Source organism: Fluoribacter dumoffii NY 23 (assembly GCF_000236165.1).
In the GTDB taxonomy this organism is placed as follows: domain Bacteria; phylum Pseudomonadota; class Gammaproteobacteria; order Legionellales; family Legionellaceae; genus Legionella; species Legionella dumoffii.
In genome coordinates this window covers 1,805,147-1,822,523 of the sequence record NZ_CM001373.1, presented here as the reverse complement: position 1 = coordinate 1,822,523, position 17,377 = coordinate 1,805,147, and the positions used below count along the sequence as shown (strand labels likewise).

Here is a 17,377-nt window from a genome sequence, read left to right as displayed (position 1 = left end):
GGATTAACCAGCGCTAATCCGGTCTAAAAAATAAAACAGATTTGTATTATGACAGGAGTTTTACTATTGCATCAATTGCTCTATCGAGGCTTAGCTGTTGCATTTCTCCCGTTGCCCGATTTTTATATTCAATGCAATTTTGCTCCAGGTTTCGATCACTTACAATGATACGATGCGGGATACCAATTAAGTCCTGATCCGCAAATAATACACCTGCCCGCTCATTACGATCATCAATTAAAACATCGACGCCCAACTCTTTTAAACGTTCATAAAGGGCATCGGCTTGCATTTTAACTGCTTCCGAGCGATGTCCGTTTAAAGGAATAATGACCACCTGGAAGGGGGCGATGTTTTGAGGCCAGATAATTCCCTGCTCATCGTGATGTTGTTCGATAGCTGCAGCAACAACCCGGGTAATACCTAAACCATAACATCCCATTAACATGGTTTCTAATTGGCCTTGTTCGTTAATTACTGAGGCATTCATGGCTTTGGCATATTTATCACCTAACTGAAACACATGGCCTACTTCAATACCACGACAAGAATGCAGGATGCCTTTACCATCGGGGCTAATGTCACCTTCTTTTACGTTACGCAAGTCATATTCCAGATAATCAGTGATGTCTTTATCCCAGGCAGCATATTGATAATGTTTGTCCGGCTGATTGGCGCCACAAATAAAAGAATCCATGGCCAATGCATGATGATCGGCAATCACTGGAATCGATAAATTGACTGGTCCTAATGATCCGATAGGTGCTTTCAAGCTTTTAAGGACTGTCTCTTCATCAATAAATTGTAAGGGAGAATCGACTAAAGGATGTTTGGTTGCCTTGACCTCATTTAATTCATCATCGCCTCTTAAAACCAATGCAACCATGGGATGTTCACTTCCTTTTACAATCAGTGTCTTAACAGTTTGACTGCTGCTTACACCCATAAAGTGTGCTACTTCGGCTATTGTTTTTTGATTTGGGGTATCCACCAAAATCATTTTTTGTTTGGCAGGAATGGCTTTTTCAGGTCTTAAGCTGGTCGCTTGCTCAATATTTGCCGCATAATCTCCTTTATCGCTGTAGAAGATCAAATCTTCTCCAGAGTCAGCCAACACTTGAAATTCATGAGATGCAGAGCCGCCGATAGCTCCTGTATCTGCTTCCACTGCACGGTATTTTAAACCCATGCGATCAAAAATACGGCAATAAGCTTGATACATATCCTTATAAGTGTTTTGCAGGCTTTCCAAATTCAAATGGAACGAATAAGCATCCTTCATGATAAATTCCCGCGCCCGCATTACACCAAAGCGCGGCCTAATTTCATCGCGAAACTTAGTCTGGATTTGATAAAAGCTCGCAGGCAATTGTTTATAGGATTGCAATTCGTTGCGCATGATATCGGTGATTACTTCTTCATGGGTAGGGCCAAAGCAATATTCCCGATCATTGGAATCTTTCATAGTAAGAAGCTGCCCACCAAATGTTTCCCAACGCCCAGTTTCTTGCCACAGTTCTGCAGGTTGTACTGCAGGCATTAGTAATTCCATGGAATGGATGCGATTCATTTCTTCGCGTACTATTTGCTCTACTTTGCGCAAAACTTTTAAACCCAAAGGCATCCAGGTATAAAGTCCTGAGCCCAGCTTCCGAATCATTCCTGTTCTTAGCATTAACTTATGGGAAACAATCTCCGCATCGCTTGGAGTTTCTTTAAGAGTTGCTAAAAACCATTGAGATGCACGCATTTCTGCTCCTGAAGTAGTGATATTCTAGATTGGAAAGCATTATACAGAAGTTTCTTTTCAATAACAGATCATTAAGACAGGCAGGGGGACAGCGAAGCGCAACCTGTTTTATTGGATTACTTTTGCTTCGCTGTCAGGGGGTAAAAACCTGAAAAAGCTTATACCTTAATTTTAGCTTCTTCTAATAAGGCATTTAATTTGGAAGCCAAATGCTCATTCTCCTTTCCACCTAGTTGGCGCAGCTCATGGGCATAATTTTTATAATGAACTTTACCTGTTTGCACGTCATAAACAGCACCCACCATGGCAATATCATTTTCTTCAATCATTTCATGGAGAATTGGGCTTTGCTCATAAATTCCTTGCATTGCATTGGCTACGTTTAACTCGGTAACGTGGTTCACAAAGGTGTTATTTTTACTGTGACGATTTTCAGAGGTTTGAATCTCGGCATTAATTGCAGGTTTAATTTTAGCCAGTAATTCCGTAATATGGCCTTTCTCCACTCCATCACATGCAGACTGAATGGCGCCGCAACGCGAATGGCCAAGAACTATAATAAGCTTAACTCCCACGACATTGCACGCGTATTCAATACTGGCCAATACATCATTATTCACTACATTACCAGCGACACGCACGCAAAAGATATCTCCAAAACTCATATCAAAAATTGTTTCTACAGGCACTCTTGAATCAATGCAGCCAAGTACAATGGCAATCGGGTGCTGTGCCTTGGCTGTATGCTTGATATCCACCTGGTTTGAGCGGTGAATCAGCGTGTCGTTGAGAAAGCGCTGATTTCCTTCGTGGAGAATATTCAATACTTGTGCTGGGGATAAGTGTGATTGCACGTCATAGGTTGTTACATTGATGAAATCAATATAGTTATGCACCTTGTAATGCTCTTTAAAACCAATAAGATTTAGAGCGATTTTTTTATTAGGCGCCTGTTCCTCTTTAAATTCTTTGAGCAACTCTGAAATTTCCTTATCAATGTACTGAGTATAGCGCGCATCAATAATGAGTTGTGACTCTCTGGGTATGGAGTCAAGTTCAGCAATCAGGGCAGCTTTATTAAGAAATGTCATTTGTTGGGGGAGGACCAGACGATTAATTTCCCCAGTAGGATGGATCTCTTTAAGGATATTTATCCGTGCCTGGCTATTTGATTTCAGGATATAGAACAAGCTCACAGCAAGTCCAATTAAAATGCCGGTCAATAAATTGAAGATGATGATACCCATTATGGTGACAATAAAGGGAATAAAGCGGTCGCTTCCCTGGGCATAAATTGAGCGGTAAATAGAGGGTTTATTTAATTTATAACCTGTATAAATCAGGATGGCAGCGAGTGAAGACAAAGGTATTTTATTTAAAGTTCCCGGAATTAACATGACGGCCAAGAAAATGAAAATACCGTGTAAGATAGTAGATATTTTACTTATGGAGCCTGCCTGAATATTAACGGAGGTTCTCACGATAACTGAGGTCACGGGAATTCCCCCGATCAAACCTGCAGTCAGGTTTCCAACCCCTTGGGCAATCAATTCTCGGTTTGTTGAAGGATGGCGGCGTTTTTTATCCAGTTTTTCTCCTGCTTTGAGGTTTAATAATGTTTCAAGCGATGCAACAATGGCTATGATACAAGCATAAATATAGACCTGGGGATTGGAAAGTGCAGACCAATTAGGGTATTCGAGTTTACTAATCAGCTCCTGAAAACCATCCGTATGAGGTATATTTACAAGCTGCGGTGAATTCTGTACCAGACTTGAATCAGTCCATAAAAAAAGTTCATTTAGCAAAACCCCCAAAATCACGACGAGAATCGGGGCAGGTATTTCCTTAAGAATCTTATTTTTCGTCAAATCAAAATAGATTAATGTGGTTATTGAAAGTACTGTAATTAACATCGCCCCAGTGTTGAGGTGATGGTATAAAGCAAGGATAGGGCTTAATTTGATTTCCTCAGTGGTTTCCAGCAAATGAGTTTTAAGTTCATTGAAATCTGCAGAGAGGGTAAATGCGAGGGGTAATTGCTTGATGATTAATAGAATACCTATTGCGCAAAGAAGACCCTGGACCACGTTGGAGGGTACATAGTCCGCGACAAATCCCGCTCTTAAACTTCCTATGATGACTTGAAGGACACCTGCAAGCAATAAAGCAACTAAAAATGAGTTGAAATCGCCAATATGGGCAATAGCAGCTACTACCACAGCAGCCATCCCTGCAGCAGGTCCGCTGACACTGACGTGGGACTGACTTAAAAAACCCACAATGACCCCACCAATAATCCCACTTAAAATTCCAGAAAAAAGTGGTGCCCCAGACGCTAAAGCAATACCTAGGCATAAAGGGATGGCAACAAGAAATACGACTATGGCGGCAATAAAATCAAATTTAAAATAACGTTTGAGATAAATTCGAAATATGCGTGAATCAACCTGTGTATTCGTAAACATTGATTAGGTTCCCTATTAACAAAGTGATAATCAAACTAAGAGAAATGCTTGTAATTTTAGACTAAAGTGTTGTTTATTAAAACATGATTGTAACAAAAATGTTATTAAAATGTTGCGTTTTAGTTAAGACCTTGGTGTTTTGATTTTCTTTTTGATTGAAAATTGATCAATAAGTTTATTTGTTTTTATTCGGGGTTGAATTAACCAGAGGCCAGGAAAGAAATAAAGAGGGGAGGAGGATCCCGGATACATAGCGTATCCGGTTTGGAATTAATTTTAAACTTTAGGTTTTATGTTTCAAGCGGTTCAAATTCCTCTGTACTAAAAACTTCATCCATCGCAGTTACCTGAGGGGTAATTAATCCTTGCTCAAGATTTTTGAAATTCCACATGCTTTGATCCATAAGTTGACTCGGCTTAAGACTTTGCAGCGCATGCAGAATATTGCTTGGAACTTTGGGGTTTTCCTCGGCAAGCTGATTAATTAAATGCGTTACTTTTTTACGCATCAGATTTTCCTGGGATCCGCAAAGAGTACAGGGAATGATAGGGTAGGATTGTTCCTGGGCGAAGGTAATGATGTCTTTTTCCTGAACATAACATAATGGCCTGATGACTATATGTTTTTTATTGTCACTGAGTAACTTGGGTGGCATGGAGCGAATATCACCATTATATAAGATAGACATCATGAGAGTACGAACCAAGTCATCCCGATGATGGCCGAGGGCGATTTTGTTATAGCCCTGTTCCTCTGCATAACGATAAATAATACCGCGTCGCAGGCGTGAGCATAAAGAGCAGTATGTTTTACCTTCTGGAATTTTCTCTTTGACAATGCTGTAGGTATCACGGGTAAGTATTTCATGAGGGATGGCGCGATCAGCAAGCCATTGGCGTAAAGCGGAATCATCCCAACCGGGTTGCGCCTGATCCAAAGTAAAGGAAAAAAGTTCAAACTTATTACCAGAACGCCGACGTAACTGCTCCAGTATAGTTAAAAGAGTAAAGGAATCCTTGCCACCTGATAAACAGACCATGACCCGATCTCCTTTCTGGATCATGTTAAAATCTGCGATGGCTTTGCCTGTATAATGCAATAATTTTTTTTCAACTTGAGACGGATTGGACATGATTTAAAAACCTAAAAAATAGTTATTTGGTGGTTTTGCTTGCAATCGGCAGCTTGGTATTGATTCGAGTTGTTTCTAACCAGGAATTGATTAACTCCAGATCATTCACATTTAATGTTCCGGCCAAGTATTTCAGGGTTAAAACCGCATTAATCAAACTGTATTGATCATTGGCAAGCTGATTTTGCGCTTCAAACAAACGCTGTTGTGCATTTACTACATCCACCATGGTGCGGGTACCCACTTCAAATTGGGCCTCTGTACTTTCCAATGAATTTTGTTGCGATATCACTGTTTGTCTGTCTGCTTTTACTTTGCTAATTCCATCGGTGATCGTATTAAAAGCAATCCGGCTATTGACTACAACATCCCTGTAGGATTGCTCAACGCGTTCGCTGGTTGCCTGGAAGTTATGCTGGGCTTGCCGCGTTTGCGAGCGTACCAGTCCTCCCTGGAATACAGGGAAATTTAAGGCTAAACCCACCGATGATAATTTTTGGGTAGCAGGCAATAAAGGATTCGTTGAGTTTATCTCATTGGATGTTTCAGCTGTACTTCCTTGCAGTGCAATGGTAGGCCAATTCCCTGCCGAAAGCGCTTTCATATTTTCCCGCGCCACTTCCAGATTGTATTTGGCCGACAACAGCTTATAGTTTTGTTTAAGCCCTGTATCAATCCACTGTTCTACAATGTTGGGTTCCGGTTTGATAAGTGGAATTTTTCCGTTTCGCAGCGGTGCTATTACTTCGTAAACATGGTTGGTCAGTTTTCTTAAATTCTCGCTTTGATTAATTTGATTATTACGCGAGGCAATAACTGTAGCTACGGATTGATCGTAGGCCGCTTTTGCCTCATAAACTGAAGTAATGGGATCAAGGCCTACTTCAAAACGCTGTTTTGCTTGCTCATACTGGCGCATGTTGGCGCGTTTTTTTGCTTCAGCAAAATTTAAAGTATCCTGGGCAAAAAGTACATCAAAGTAGGCTTTGGCTGTTCTAAGAATCAAATCCTGGGCTGCATCATTGAAGGTAGCCTGTGCTGCTTTTACGGAAGCTTTTGCTTGTTGGACTCTAGCCCATGCCTGATAATTGAAAATAGCCTGAGAGGCAGAAACCTGCCACATTCTGGAATTGTAATAATCGTCTCGAATGGTAAAAATACCATCGTTTACGTGGAAAACGTTTCGAGTGGCTTTGGCAGTAATGCCAACTTGAGGAAGCAATGCAGCGCGTGCTTGCGGAAGCGCTTCTGCATTTGCCATGTAAGTATCATAAGCATTCTTGAAGATTGGATCGTTTTCCAGAGCCTGATGATAGATATCCATTAAATCTGTTGCAGCAAAAAGGGAGGAGGACAAACCCAAAGTCATGAAAGAGCAGAACAGCAATTTTTTCATTAAACTAATCCCTAGAAAACAAATTCTTTTGGTTTTGATTTATCGATCAGTAAAGGAATGTTTGTTTCAAAAATGATGGTGTCATGCCAATGTTCCTCATGATCCAGTTCATATAAACGACCTTGCATTACAGGTGCTTTTCCTTCTATGGCAAATAACTTGCCTCCAGGAAGAATCTGCAATTTATGGGTTTCGTTTATTTTTTCTACGGCACCGGTGAAAACAACTACATCATAGGGAGCATTTTCTAACCAACCCTGGCTTGCATCCCCAGTGATTAGTTCCACATTATCGCAGTGATGTTTTTTTAGTTGATTTGCCGCATTGGCGGTAAAGTCAGCATAATAATCAACGCTGATTACTTTTTTACATAATTTACTTAATAATGCAGTAAAAAATCCACTGCCGGTTCCGACTTCCAAAACTGTTTCATGACCTTGCAGGTCGAGGGATTGCAAAATTTGCCCTTCTTCCAAAGGGGTTAGCATGCGCTGACCATGATTAAGAGGGATTTGCATGTCTGAGTAAGCAAAATTTACAAATTGTTCGGGAACAAATTCATGTCTGAATACAATTTCATACAAATTAAGTATGGATTCATTTAGAACATCGCCAGTTCGAAGTTGCTGCTTAACCATATTAATGCGTGCGCTTTGATAACTCATTTGCTCTACCGTGTTGATTGTTTTAGATAAAGATTGACTATTCATTTGCTAAAGCCGCCGTTCAGTGACTTATTCGCGGTGATCCACATTTGAAATTTTAGAATCCCCGGAAGCTGTGAAACGAGGTGGCAGAAGCGAATTGTCAACACACTTTTAAAACTTGGGCTCAATCTTAGCAAAAAAATAGCGCATGTGCTAAGAAATAATGTTTGAATCCTTAATTTCGTGGTGACTCTGTTTAAAGTTTGATATGATCCGCAATTTTTAATGGTTTTCTAAATTGATTTGGCCTTATTTCGAAAGCGCCTGTTAAATGGGTTTTGAAATATTGTAATACTTTAACATATAGGAGAATACTGTGCTTGAGCAATTTACAGAATATTTGCAAGCTGAAATAGCGACACTTAAAAGCGAGGGTTTATATAAAAGCGAACGTGTTATTTCCAGTCAGCAACAAGCTGATGTCACAGTAAATCATAAAGAAGTAATTAATCTTTGCGCGAATAACTATCTAGGTTTGGCCAATGACCCCAAACTGATTGCTGAAGGCCAAAAAGCGCTCGCTCAATACGGTTATGGAATGGCCTCGGTACGGTTTATTTGTGGTACACAAACCCCTCATAAACAACTCGAGCAGAAAATAAGCCAATTTTTAAGCAAAGAAGATACTATATTATATTCCTCATGTTTCGATGCAAATACAGGGCTTTTTGAAACTTTACTAGGTGAAGAGGATGCCATCATTAGCGATGCATTGAACCATGCCAGTATCATTGACGGGGTTCGGCTTTGTAAAGCAGCCCGTTATCGCTATGCGAACAACGATATGAAAGCTTTGGAAGAACAATTGATTGCTGCTAAAAATGCCCGATTTCGTTTGATTGCTACAGACGGAGTATTTTCAATGGACGGAATTTTGGCAAATCTTCCAGCCATTTGTGAGTTGGCAGACAAATATGATGCCATGGTAATGGTAGATGATTCCCATGCCGTAGGTTTTATGGGCGAAAATGGCCGCGGAACCCCTGAGCATTTTGGGGTCAGTGATCGTATTGATATCATTACCGGCACCCTGGGTAAGGCTTTGGGAGGTGCTTCAGGCGGTTACACTACCTCAAATCAAACAATTGTTGACTGGTTGCGGCAACGGTCCAGACCCTATTTGTTCTCAAATACTTTGGCCCCAGTAATTGCACACACTTCCTGCATTGTTTTGGATAATTTGATGAAGGATAACCATCTGGCAGAAAAATTAAAGCGCAACAGCCGTTATTTTCGCGAAGGAATGAGCAAATTAGGATTTCAATTAATTCCTGGGGAACATCCCATTATCCCGGTTATGTTGGGAGATGCAAGTTTGGCCGGACGTATGGCGAACCGTTTACTTGAATTAGGCATTTATGTGGTTGGTTTTTCCTATCCCGTAGTACCTAAAGGATTGGCACGAATTCGTACCCAAATGTCTGCGGCGCATGAGTTACATCATTTGGATAAAGCCATTGAGGCATTTGAGATTGTAGGTAAGGAATTTTCTGTTATTTAAAGTAAAGGCATTTTCTCTTAATGCAGAGAAAATCTTTTTTTGAGGTACTTTTATGAAATCATTAGTCAAGGCGAAAAAGGAACCTGGAATTTGGATGGAAGAAGTCGCTATCCCTGAGTATGGCGTCAACGATGTGTTAATTAAGATTAAAAAAACAGCGATTTGTGGTACTGACATTCATATTTATTCCTGGGATGAATGGGCGCAAGCGACTATTCCTGTACCTATGACTGTAGGTCATGAATTTTATGGTGAAATTGTTGCAGTAGGCCAGGAAGTCCAGGGACTCCAGGTAGGCCAACGTGTTTCTGGCGAAGGGCATATAACTTGTGGTTTCTGCCGAAATTGCCGTGCGGGAAAGCGCCATCTTTGCCGTAATACATTAGGGGTTGGAGTTAATAGACCCGGTTGTTTTGCCGAATATTTATCCATACCCGCCACCAATGTGATTGTCCTTCCTGATAATATTACCGGAGAGCAGGCTTCCATCCTTGACCCCTTTGGTAATGCGACTCATTGCGCGCTGGCTTTCGATGTAGTCGGGGAGGATGTATTGATTACTGGTGCAGGCCCGATTGGTATCATGGCCGCTGCTATAGTAAAACATATAGGGGCACGCCACGTAGTTATTACTGATGTGAATGATTACCGTCTGGATTTGGCTCGCAAGATGGGCGGCATCCGGACAGTAAATGTCAAGTATGAAAAATTATCCGATGTTACCGCTGAGCTGGGAATGCTCGAAGGTTTTGACGTCGGTTTGGAAATGTCAGGTAATCCTATGGCATTAAACGACTTGATGAAAGCGATGAATCATGGCGGGCATATAGCCATGCTGGGAATTCCTCCTCAGGAAACAGCCATTGACTGGAATCAGGTAATTTTTAAAGGATTGGTAATTAAAGGAATTTACGGCCGTGAAATGTTTGAAACGTGGTATAAAATGATTGCCATGTTACAAAGTGGACTGGATATTTCACCTGTGATAACTCATCGTTTTCCGGTTGATGAGTATCAAAAGGCATTCCAAATTATGGCATCTGGTCAATCTGGCAAAGTAATTCTTGAGTGGTAGGGCTGTTTCAGACTGAACCTCAAAGGCAATTTTAAAATGACGGAGTAGTTATGTCACAATATATTTTTACCATGAACCGTGTGAGCAAAATTGTAGAAAATCAGCGGTTTATTTTAAAAGACATTTCATTGAGTTTTTTCCCGGGTGCCAAAATTGGTGTATTAGGATTAAATGGTTCTGGAAAGTCCACTTTATTGCGGATTATGGCCGGAGTTGATACCCACTATGAAGGTGAGGCAAGACCACAGCCGGGAATTAAAATCGGTTATCTTGAGCAAGAACCCCAGTTGGATCTGAATAAAACCGTGCGTGAAGTGGTTGAAGAGGGCGTGAAGGAAATGAAAGAAAAACTCGCGCGCTTTGATGAAATCAGCATGCGTTTCGCAGAGCCGATGAGCGATGATGAAATGAATAATTTACTTGCAGAGCAAGGCGAATTACAAAATGAAATTGAAGCAGGCGGCGGCTGGGATTTAGATAGAAAACTTGATGTGGCAGCTGATGCACTGCGTTTGCCCGATTGGGATGCAATTGTGGGTAAACTATCAGGAGGTGAACGCCGACGGGTGGCTTTATGTCGTTTGCTGCTTTCCAATCCCGATATGTTGCTGCTTGATGAGCCAACAAACCACCTGGATGCGGAATCAGTAGCCTGGTTAGAGCATTATCTTGAAAATTTCCCTGGTACAGTCGTGGCCATTACTCACGATAGGTATTTCCTGGATAATGCTGCGGAATGGATATTAGAGCTGGATCGTGGTGAAGGAATTCCTTATAAAGGAAACTACACTTCATGGCTTGAGCAAAAAGAAGCCCGCCTGGAAATGGAGCAAAAGCAAGAAGATGCTCATCAACGTGCGATCAAAGCTGAGTTGGACTGGGTTCGTACATCACCTAAAGGTCGCCATGCTAAAAATAAAGCCCGTCTCGCGCGATTTGAAGAAATGAACTCCAAGGAGTTTCAAAAACGCAATGAAACAAATGAAATCTATATCCCGCCAGGTGAGCGTTTAGGGGATTTGGTTATTGAAGGGGAACAAATTAAAAAATCATTTGGCGAGCGGATCCTAATTGATAATCTGGATTTTAAACTTCCCAAAGGAGGAGTTTTAGGGATTATTGGGCCTAATGGAGCAGGTAAGTCTACCTTCTTGAAAATGATTACCGGTCAGGAAGAGCCCGATGATGGGGTAATTCGAGTTGGTGAAACAGTACAGTTAGCTTATGTAGACCAGTTGCGGGATGAATTGGATCCCAATAAAACCGTATGGCAAGAGATTTCCGATGGCCATGACATTATGCAAGTCGGAAGTTTTCAAATGCCCTCACGCGCTTACGTAGGACGTTTCAATTTTAAGGGCACCGATCAACAAAAGAAAATGGGGCAACTTTCCGGAGGGGAGCGTAACCGGGTCCATCTGGCCAAGCTATTGAAAAGTGGTGGAAACGTGTTGTTACTTGACGAGCCCAGTAATGATTTGGATGTAGAAACATTACGTGCTTTGGAAGAGGCAATTCTCAATTTTCCAGGGTGCGTGATTGTGATTTCGCATGATCGATGGTTTTTAGATAGAATCTGTACCCATCTGATGGCTTTTGAAGGCGACTCACAAATAACCTTTATTGAAGGTAATTACAGTGACTATGAGGCTGACAGAAGACGTCGTTTAGGAGATGCAGCAGACAGGCCTTCGCGTATTAGATACCGTAAGCTCGAATCTTAAGTTTAATTCGCAGTATTGTAAGTACTGCGCCAGCAGGATTTTTTAATCCTGCTGGATTCTATGCATCATCAAAAAACAGGCAATTAGCTTGAAGAAATGTTTAATTAATTGGAGATAAAATTCAAATGAAAAAGTTGTTTTGGGCAGGTTTGTTGCTATGTATAGGTGGGTTAACATCCTGCGTTGAGAATGATCCTTCTACTTTGATTACTGATGATGCGGGTTATGTGCATCGGACAATCCATTATACAAAGGATAAAAGAGGTCGTGATTATTTTCCTCAAAAAATTCAGGCAACAGGCGAAAAACGCTTTATCTTTGATCCGAAAGTTTCAGCATGGGCTGCCTACGATGAGGAAGGCAATCGATTATTAACCGGTGGAGGTTCAGCGGGAGTAGATGTTTGTGAAGAAAATGCAAATCAATCATGCCGAACTGTTACAGGAACATTCAAAGTATATAATCGCAGAGGAGTTGATTGTAAGTCCGGGGAATATCCCGTAGATAAAAAAGGTGGCGCTAAAATGCCATATTGTACCTATTTCTACCAAGGATATACCATTCACGCAGCCTATGAAGTGCCAGAGCATCCATCAAGCCACGGCTGTGTACGTATTTTCCCAAGTGCTGCCAAGTGGTTAAGTGAAAACTTCTTCAAAATAGGCACGAAGGTGATAGTATTGGAATACCCCACTGAAGCAGATCCTAATAAACCTGCCGGAAGACCCTCCTAAAAGAAATAATTCAAGCCATCCTTATCAAAGCCCTGGGTGAAGCGAAAGCAGATATCCGGGATCTCTCAAAAGCCCGGTTCCACTTAAACCGGGCAACATACTTCTCTATGAGAAATAACTATTTTACTAAGGTGTATTAGGGGGTAGAGAAGGTTGAGTAGAACGGCCAGGCAATGTAGGCTGTCCAGGGGTAGTAGCTGGAGTTGGTGTTGATGCAGGATTTGCAGGTGCAGCCGGCTGTGTTGTAGTAGAGGGGGCTGCTGGTGTAGTTGCAGGAGCTGGTGTAGTTGCAGGTGCAGTAGGTGCCGTGGTCGTCGTGGGGTTCATGGTATTCGCTGTATTAGCGCCAGAATCCTGCGGTTTTTCCTGGGTGATTGTTCCTCTGGGGGCTGCAATCATTTGGGTTATTCCCAGATCTCCAGTTAACTTGCGGCCTATAGTTAAATCCACGCTAAGTAATTGGGTTACCTTTTCTTTATCATTTTGGTAGACAACTTGTAAGGGCAAATTAATTTTCCATTGATTGTCTTTTGCTTCTGTTACTACTACTTGTCCATCAACCTGGCTGCTCACTGTAAGTTTTTGTGATTTAATGGCTTCCAAATTCCCTGATTTTTGCAAAGCAGTATTAAATCCAGTCCATCCCTGCTCTGTAAAACAAGGTTGTAATTTTTGTAATTGAGCATCTAAATTGTTTGGATTAAAGTCAAAAGCCTGGGTAACGGCTTTCATCGCCCATTTCATAACCAGGGACTGATCAATTGTTTTAGTCTCGGGCGGTATTTTATACTCACAATTAATAGGTGCTGCGGGTGCTGCTGGATTTACCGAGGGTAAATTTTGTCCAGGAGGGGTGGGCGTTGAAGGAGTTGGTTTTAATGCAGCGGGTTGGGTAGAAGGTGGGGTTGCTGGCTGAGTGGTTTCAGCATGTACTTGAGTACCAAGCAATGCAAAAAGGGTACTCCATAGTAATGTATTCTTCATGAAATTGACTCCTTAAGTAGTATGTAGCAATTCTGCGATAATAAGGGCCGCCAGTCTAGCAGTTTTTTGTTCTTGATCCAAAGGCGGTGACAGTTCAGCAACATCAAAACTAACTACTTTGCCACTTTGAATAATGTATTTCAAGAGCGGTAAAATTTGCCATGGTGTGAGGCCAAGCGGTTGCGGAGCACTGACACCGGGTGCAAAAGACTCTGCTAATACGTCGAGGCACAGAGTCAAATAGATGTGATCCAGGTTGAGCATAAAATCATCAAGAAATGCCAAATGCCATGCAACACTGTTTGCATACAGCTCTTCGGCAGTGAGGTAGTTGACGTTAAGTTCATTTGCTCGTTCAAAAAGGGAGGGAGTATTTCCCATTTTTTGAATGCCGAGACAACAATAATTGAAGGGCTGATTATTTTCTTTACAATAGGCTGCAATTTGTGAAAAAGGAGTTCCGGAAGTGCCTGGCTGATTTTTTTGATGGGGCCTCAGATCAAAATGCGCATCAAAATTAATAATGCCCAATTTGCTGTAATGAGGTGCCAGACCTTGATAATGAGCCCAGGCAATTTCATGCCCTCCTCCCAAAGCAACCGTTTGATGCCCTTGTTGATGGCAAAAACTAATTAAATTGGCAAATTGAGTTTGCGCGGTCTCCAATTCGTCTTCTTCACAAAAAATAGTCCCTAGATCGTAAAGTTGCCTGTCTACTGAGCAAGGCAGTTTTGCCAATTGGGTTTTGATTTGATCTGGCCCAAGTTTTGCTCCGGGTCTGCCCATATTTCGGCGAACCCCCGCATCACTGGCAAAACCTAGGATAACTGTTTTTTTGTCTTTGGTGATGAGATCTGTTTGTTGGGCCGGGAAAATTATTTTTTGAAAGAACCGTTCTCCATTGTTCGTGTCTTTTCTACCTTGCCAAAGGGAAGGATTGGCACGTAGGTAATTGGAAAGATGTTCAAACATTAAATTCTCCCTGGTTTCCTATGCTGTTATTTATACGATAACTTCTGGATAAAAAATAAACCCGGTTCCCCTTTCTTTGTAGTATGTAGCACTGAGTCACCAGATTATATTATTCAAAACCATAATTTTATCTTAGAGCATTTTATAAAATACGCATTCTTTGTGAATTTTACATCTTTTTGCCAAAATACTACTCCCGTTTTTGAAGAGCATTGTCTGAAAACATTTTTTTAAAAAAAGCTAAATGCAATTAATACTCACTACTTTAGAATAATTTTTTTTATAAGTCACATTACAACTTTTGCTCCCATAGGGAAGCTTTTGGATTAATTGAATTTTAGTGCCTGTATACTCGCAAGCTATCCAGATTTCTTGTTTTCCCAAAGACCAGGTTAATTTTTCTTTTTTCGAATCTTCATGATCCGGGGCAAGGCTGGCATGTTCTTTAGGGTGTCCTGAGTAAAATGTAACCCGTTCAAAATAATGAATACTGTTCAAATCATCCTGAAACGCTTCCCATTGATTCAGGTTACCCCGTAATGATTGATTTGTTTGGATGGTTTGCGGACAGTGTATTGGTGTAGCGGATGCTAAAGACGAGAAAGCGACAAAGCCCCAAAGGATAGAAAATCCGGCATAAACTCTCATATAGAGCTCCTAACTATTTTTACTGAGTATACTATGATGTTACCTTATCTGAAAAAAGTTATTCCTGATCTAATTGGTGTGCCATGGATCTCAACATGTTTCGATCAATTTTTCCAGTAAAGCCATAAGGTAACTGGTTTAAAATAATCACTTGGTGAGGGTGTTTGATGGGGGAAAGTTTCCCATGAGCAAAATCCATCAATACCTTAGGAGGCAGGTGCTTCTCCCAGGGTTTTAGTACCACATAAACAATGATGCGGTCATCATTCACTTTATTTATACTGGGTAATGCAATTGCCGCTGCTTCTTTTACTGCATCATGCTTATAAAAAATATTCTCAATTTCTATCGGGGAGATGAGTTGTTTGCCTCGGTGAATAATATCTACTTTGCGGCTTACGAACCAGTAGTATCCCTCTTCATCCCGAAAAGCAAGATCCCCGGTATGAAGCCAACCGTTTTTTATAGTTTGTACGGTTAGAGAGGAGTTCTCCCAATATCCTGAACACATGCTTTCACCACGGACAATAATTTCTCCAGTTTTATTGGGTTTTAAAATGAATTCGCCCTTTTCATCCAGCAGGGCCATCTCCATACCCTCTATAGGAAATCCAATGGACCCTGTTTTCTTTTTCCCATAAGGAGGATTCATTGAATAGATTTGTAATTCAGACATTCCACAGCCTTCGGTGATTGCAATATGGAATAACAAATTGAATTTTTTCTGGAGTGAAATGGGGGTTGCATCTCCCGCTGAAAAACAAAAATTAAGGGTATTGATCTCATACCCCAAAGATTCAGCATGGTTTATAAGTTCAAGATAAAGTTTGGGAAATCCATATATTTTTGTAATTCCATAAGAATGAAGTTTAGCAAGTGCGTTTTCAGGATTAAAGCTGGGTAAGAGCACCACAGTTGCTCCTGCTGCATGAAAAGGTAAAATTTGCGATCCAAGCCCAATCAAATAACATACCGGGAACATCACCAGGGTTTGATCATGATGCGTGATGTGAATTTGTTTTATCTGGTTTATTGTACCTGCAATGAGACTATGATGGCTATGTATCACGGCTTTAGGCAATCCAGTGGTTCCAGAAGTAAAAAAGATCAAGGCGGGATCATCTTCTTCGATGTTCATGGAAGGCGCCGGGGGTACTTTTCCAGGAAAAAGTAAATCCTGGAAATTTAAAACCCCGGAATATCGGGTAGATTCTGAGGTAAGATAACAGTGCTTCATTTCTTTTAGTATGCTTTTATCTCTCAAGAGGTGCTCATAATGAGCAGGCGTGGTTATAAAAATATGGGGTTTACTTTGTTCCAGCGCATAATGAATGAATTCATTATTAAATTGAATGTTCACAGGAACGGCTATTGCGCCTATCATAAAACAGGCATAGTAACATAAAATAATCTCAATGCCGTTGGGTAGAAGAAAAGCAACGCAATCTCCTTTGGAGACTCCTGTTGCTACAAAGGAAACAGCCAAATTCTGCGCCATCTCATGCAGTTTTTTATAGGTATAACTCTGTTGCTCAATAATCAACGCAATTTTATCAGGAAACTTCTCTGCTGATTCAGTGAGCAAGGTATTTAATTGCATCGATAATCCCCAAGGTTGACAGGCTATAAGAATACATAACCCTCATTTCTAAGGATTGGATATTTGAGCCAACTCAAATCTATTGCCTACAATCTATAATAGAGTTCATTGATCAGGCAATGCTATGGCAAAAAGAATTTTACTCGCGATTGATGGAAGTGACATTTCAATGCATGCAGTGCAAGAAACGGTTAAGCTTTTGCAAGGGGAATCAATTCAATTACTCATTATACACGTGGTGGAGGTACATTTTATGTTCCCTGGCATCGATTATATGTCGTTGCTTAATCTCTATAAAAAAGAAGGGATATTGATTTTGGACAATGCACAGAAAATCCTTGCCAATCAGTATGCTATCTCTTGTGATACCAAATTAATTGAACATAATTTATTACAGGGAAGAATTGCAGAAGTGATTGCGAAAGAAGCAAAAACCTGGGGGGCTGATTTAATCGCCTTGGGTACTCATGGACGGCGCGGTTTTAATCGTCTTTTTTTAGGTAGCGTTGCTGAAAATACAGTGCGTATTGCGAGAAGCCCTGTGTTACTTGTACCTCCGCAGATGAGTGCATGAATTGTAACGTCCTTGATTTTTCTTGACGGTTGCAAATACGCATAAAATTATGCCAAGTTTTCCTAATGTCTGGTATCATCCTCGCATGACAAGAAAAAAGTAAGAGGACAT

The 17,377-nt window shown here is 41.0% G+C and carries 14 protein-coding genes; 5 read left to right on the top strand and 9 right to left on the bottom strand.

The genetic code is table 11. The annotated features are described in order from the left end of the window. Positions 1 to 46: 46 nt before the first annotated feature. The 5 genes from KYQ_RS08205 to KYQ_RS08185 all read right to left on the bottom strand — a co-directional run bounded on the left by KYQ_RS08205 (position 47) and on the right by KYQ_RS08185 (position 7,412). On the bottom strand, positions 47 to 1,750 hold the full coding sequence (locus KYQ_RS08205) for a proline--tRNA ligase (protein WP_010653054.1): 1,704 nt from the start codon (positions 1,748 to 1,750) through the stop codon (positions 47 to 49). 158 nt (positions 1,751 to 1,908) lie between these two features. Further along, positions 1,909 to 4,218: a SulP family inorganic anion transporter gene (locus KYQ_RS08200; RefSeq protein WP_010653055.1), complete on the bottom strand. Its 2,310-nt coding sequence runs from the start codon at positions 4,216 to 4,218 to the stop codon at positions 1,909 to 1,911. 290 nt (positions 4,219 to 4,508) lie between these two features. Continuing rightward, positions 4,509 to 5,351 carry a tRNA 2-thiocytidine(32) synthetase TtcA gene (gene ttcA / locus KYQ_RS08195; RefSeq protein ID WP_010653056.1) on the bottom strand — a complete coding sequence of 281 codons (843 nt, stop codon included), beginning with the start codon at positions 5,349 to 5,351 and terminating at the stop codon, positions 4,509 to 4,511. A gap of 22 nt (positions 5,352 to 5,373) precedes the next feature. Next, positions 5,374 to 6,747, bottom strand: coding sequence for a TolC family outer membrane protein (locus KYQ_RS08190; protein ID WP_010653057.1), 1,374 nt, complete (start codon positions 6,745 to 6,747; stop codon positions 5,374 to 5,376). Between the two features lie 11 nt (positions 6,748 to 6,758). Beyond that, positions 6,759 to 7,412: a protein-L-isoaspartate O-methyltransferase family protein gene (locus tag KYQ_RS08185; RefSeq protein ID WP_029489015.1), complete on the bottom strand. Its 654-nt coding sequence runs from the start codon at positions 7,410 to 7,412 to the stop codon at positions 6,759 to 6,761. A gap of 358 nt (positions 7,413 to 7,770) precedes the next feature. On the opposite strand from KYQ_RS08185, the gene KYQ_RS08180 reads away from it, so the two are divergent. The 4 genes from KYQ_RS08180 to KYQ_RS08165 all read left to right on the top strand — a co-directional run bounded on the left by KYQ_RS08180 (position 7,771) and on the right by KYQ_RS08165 (position 12,488). Then, positions 7,771 to 8,955, top strand: coding sequence for a glycine C-acetyltransferase (locus KYQ_RS08180; RefSeq protein ID WP_010653059.1), 1,185 nt, complete (start codon positions 7,771 to 7,773; stop codon positions 8,953 to 8,955). A gap of 52 nt (positions 8,956 to 9,007) precedes the next feature. After that, complete coding sequence (gene tdh, locus KYQ_RS08175) at positions 9,008 to 10,030, top strand: L-threonine 3-dehydrogenase (RefSeq protein WP_010653060.1); 1,023 nt, start codon at positions 9,008 to 9,010, stop codon at positions 10,028 to 10,030. Between the two features lie 50 nt (positions 10,031 to 10,080). Next, positions 10,081 to 11,754, top strand: a complete 1,674-nt coding sequence (gene ettA, locus KYQ_RS08170) for an energy-dependent translational throttle protein EttA (RefSeq protein ID WP_010653061.1) — start codon at positions 10,081 to 10,083, stop codon at positions 11,752 to 11,754. Between the two features lie 125 nt (positions 11,755 to 11,879). After that, positions 11,880 to 12,488 (top strand): L,D-transpeptidase, encoded by a 609-nt coding sequence (locus KYQ_RS08165; protein WP_010653062.1) that lies wholly within the window; start codon positions 11,880 to 11,882, stop codon positions 12,486 to 12,488. 126 nt (positions 12,489 to 12,614) lie between these two features. On the opposite strand, the gene KYQ_RS08160 is transcribed toward KYQ_RS08165, so the two are convergent. From KYQ_RS08160 to KYQ_RS08145, 4 genes are all read right to left on the bottom strand, one after another. After that, the gene (locus KYQ_RS08160) at positions 12,615 to 13,472 is read right to left on the bottom strand and encodes a DotI/IcmL family type IV secretion protein (RefSeq protein WP_010653063.1); all 858 of its coding nucleotides are present in this window, start codon (positions 13,470 to 13,472) and stop codon (positions 12,615 to 12,617) included. A 12-nt stretch (positions 13,473 to 13,484) separates the two neighbouring features. Next, positions 13,485 to 14,444 (bottom strand): formimidoylglutamase, encoded by a 960-nt coding sequence (hutG, locus tag KYQ_RS08155; protein WP_010653064.1) that lies wholly within the window; start codon positions 14,442 to 14,444, stop codon positions 13,485 to 13,487. Between the two features lie 240 nt (positions 14,445 to 14,684). Continuing rightward, positions 14,685 to 15,092: an STY0301 family protein gene (locus KYQ_RS08150; RefSeq protein WP_010653065.1), complete on the bottom strand. Its 408-nt coding sequence runs from the start codon at positions 15,090 to 15,092 to the stop codon at positions 14,685 to 14,687. 58 nt (positions 15,093 to 15,150) lie between these two features. After that, positions 15,151 to 16,692 carry a class I adenylate-forming enzyme family protein gene (locus tag KYQ_RS08145; protein WP_010653066.1) on the bottom strand — a complete coding sequence of 514 codons (1,542 nt, stop codon included), beginning with the start codon at positions 16,690 to 16,692 and terminating at the stop codon, positions 15,151 to 15,153. 124 nt (positions 16,693 to 16,816) lie between these two features. Between KYQ_RS08145 and KYQ_RS08140 the strand changes: the two genes are divergently transcribed. Further along, a complete protein-coding gene (locus KYQ_RS08140; RefSeq protein WP_010653067.1) occupies positions 16,817 to 17,266 on the top strand; it encodes a universal stress protein in 450 nt (149 codons plus the stop codon). Positions 17,267 to 17,377 lie beyond the last annotated feature (111 nt).

Excerpts from the sequence above, each read along its gene's own strand:
- KYQ_RS08190 (WP_010653057.1), bottom strand. The coding sequence starts at position 6,747 with ATGAAAAAATTGCTGTTCTGCTCTTTCATGACTTTGGGTTTGTCCTCC.
- KYQ_RS08205 (WP_010653054.1), bottom strand. The coding sequence starts at position 1,750 with ATGCGTGCATCTCAATGGTTTTTAGCAACTCTTAAAGAAACTCCAAGC.
- KYQ_RS08165 (WP_010653062.1), top strand. The coding sequence starts at position 11,880 with ATGAAAAAGTTGTTTTGGGCAGGTTTGTTGCTATGTATAGGTGGGTTA.
- KYQ_RS08140 (WP_010653067.1), top strand. The coding sequence starts at position 16,817 with ATGGCAAAAAGAATTTTACTCGCGATTGATGGAAGTGACATTTCAATG.
- hutG (WP_010653064.1), bottom strand. The coding sequence starts at position 14,444 with ATGTTTGAACATCTTTCCAATTACCTACGTGCCAATCCTTCCCTTTGG.
- KYQ_RS08150 (WP_010653065.1), bottom strand. The coding sequence starts at position 15,092 with ATGAGAGTTTATGCCGGATTTTCTATCCTTTGGGGCTTTGTCGCTTTC.
- ttcA (WP_010653056.1), bottom strand. The coding sequence starts at position 5,351 with ATGTCCAATCCGTCTCAAGTTGAAAAAAAATTATTGCATTATACAGGC.
- KYQ_RS08185 (WP_029489015.1), bottom strand. The coding sequence starts at position 7,412 with ATGAGTTATCAAAGCGCACGCATTAATATGGTTAAGCAGCAACTTCGA.
- ettA (WP_010653061.1), top strand. The coding sequence starts at position 10,081 with ATGTCACAATATATTTTTACCATGAACCGTGTGAGCAAAATTGTAGAA.
- KYQ_RS08160 (WP_010653063.1), bottom strand. The coding sequence starts at position 13,472 with ATGAAGAATACATTACTATGGAGTACCCTTTTTGCATTGCTTGGTACT.
- KYQ_RS08145 (WP_010653066.1), bottom strand. The coding sequence starts at position 16,692 with ATGCAATTAAATACCTTGCTCACTGAATCAGCAGAGAAGTTTCCTGAT.
- KYQ_RS08200 (WP_010653055.1), bottom strand. The coding sequence starts at position 4,218 with ATGTTTACGAATACACAGGTTGATTCACGCATATTTCGAATTTATCTC.
- tdh (WP_010653060.1), top strand. The coding sequence starts at position 9,008 with ATGAAATCATTAGTCAAGGCGAAAAAGGAACCTGGAATTTGGATGGAA.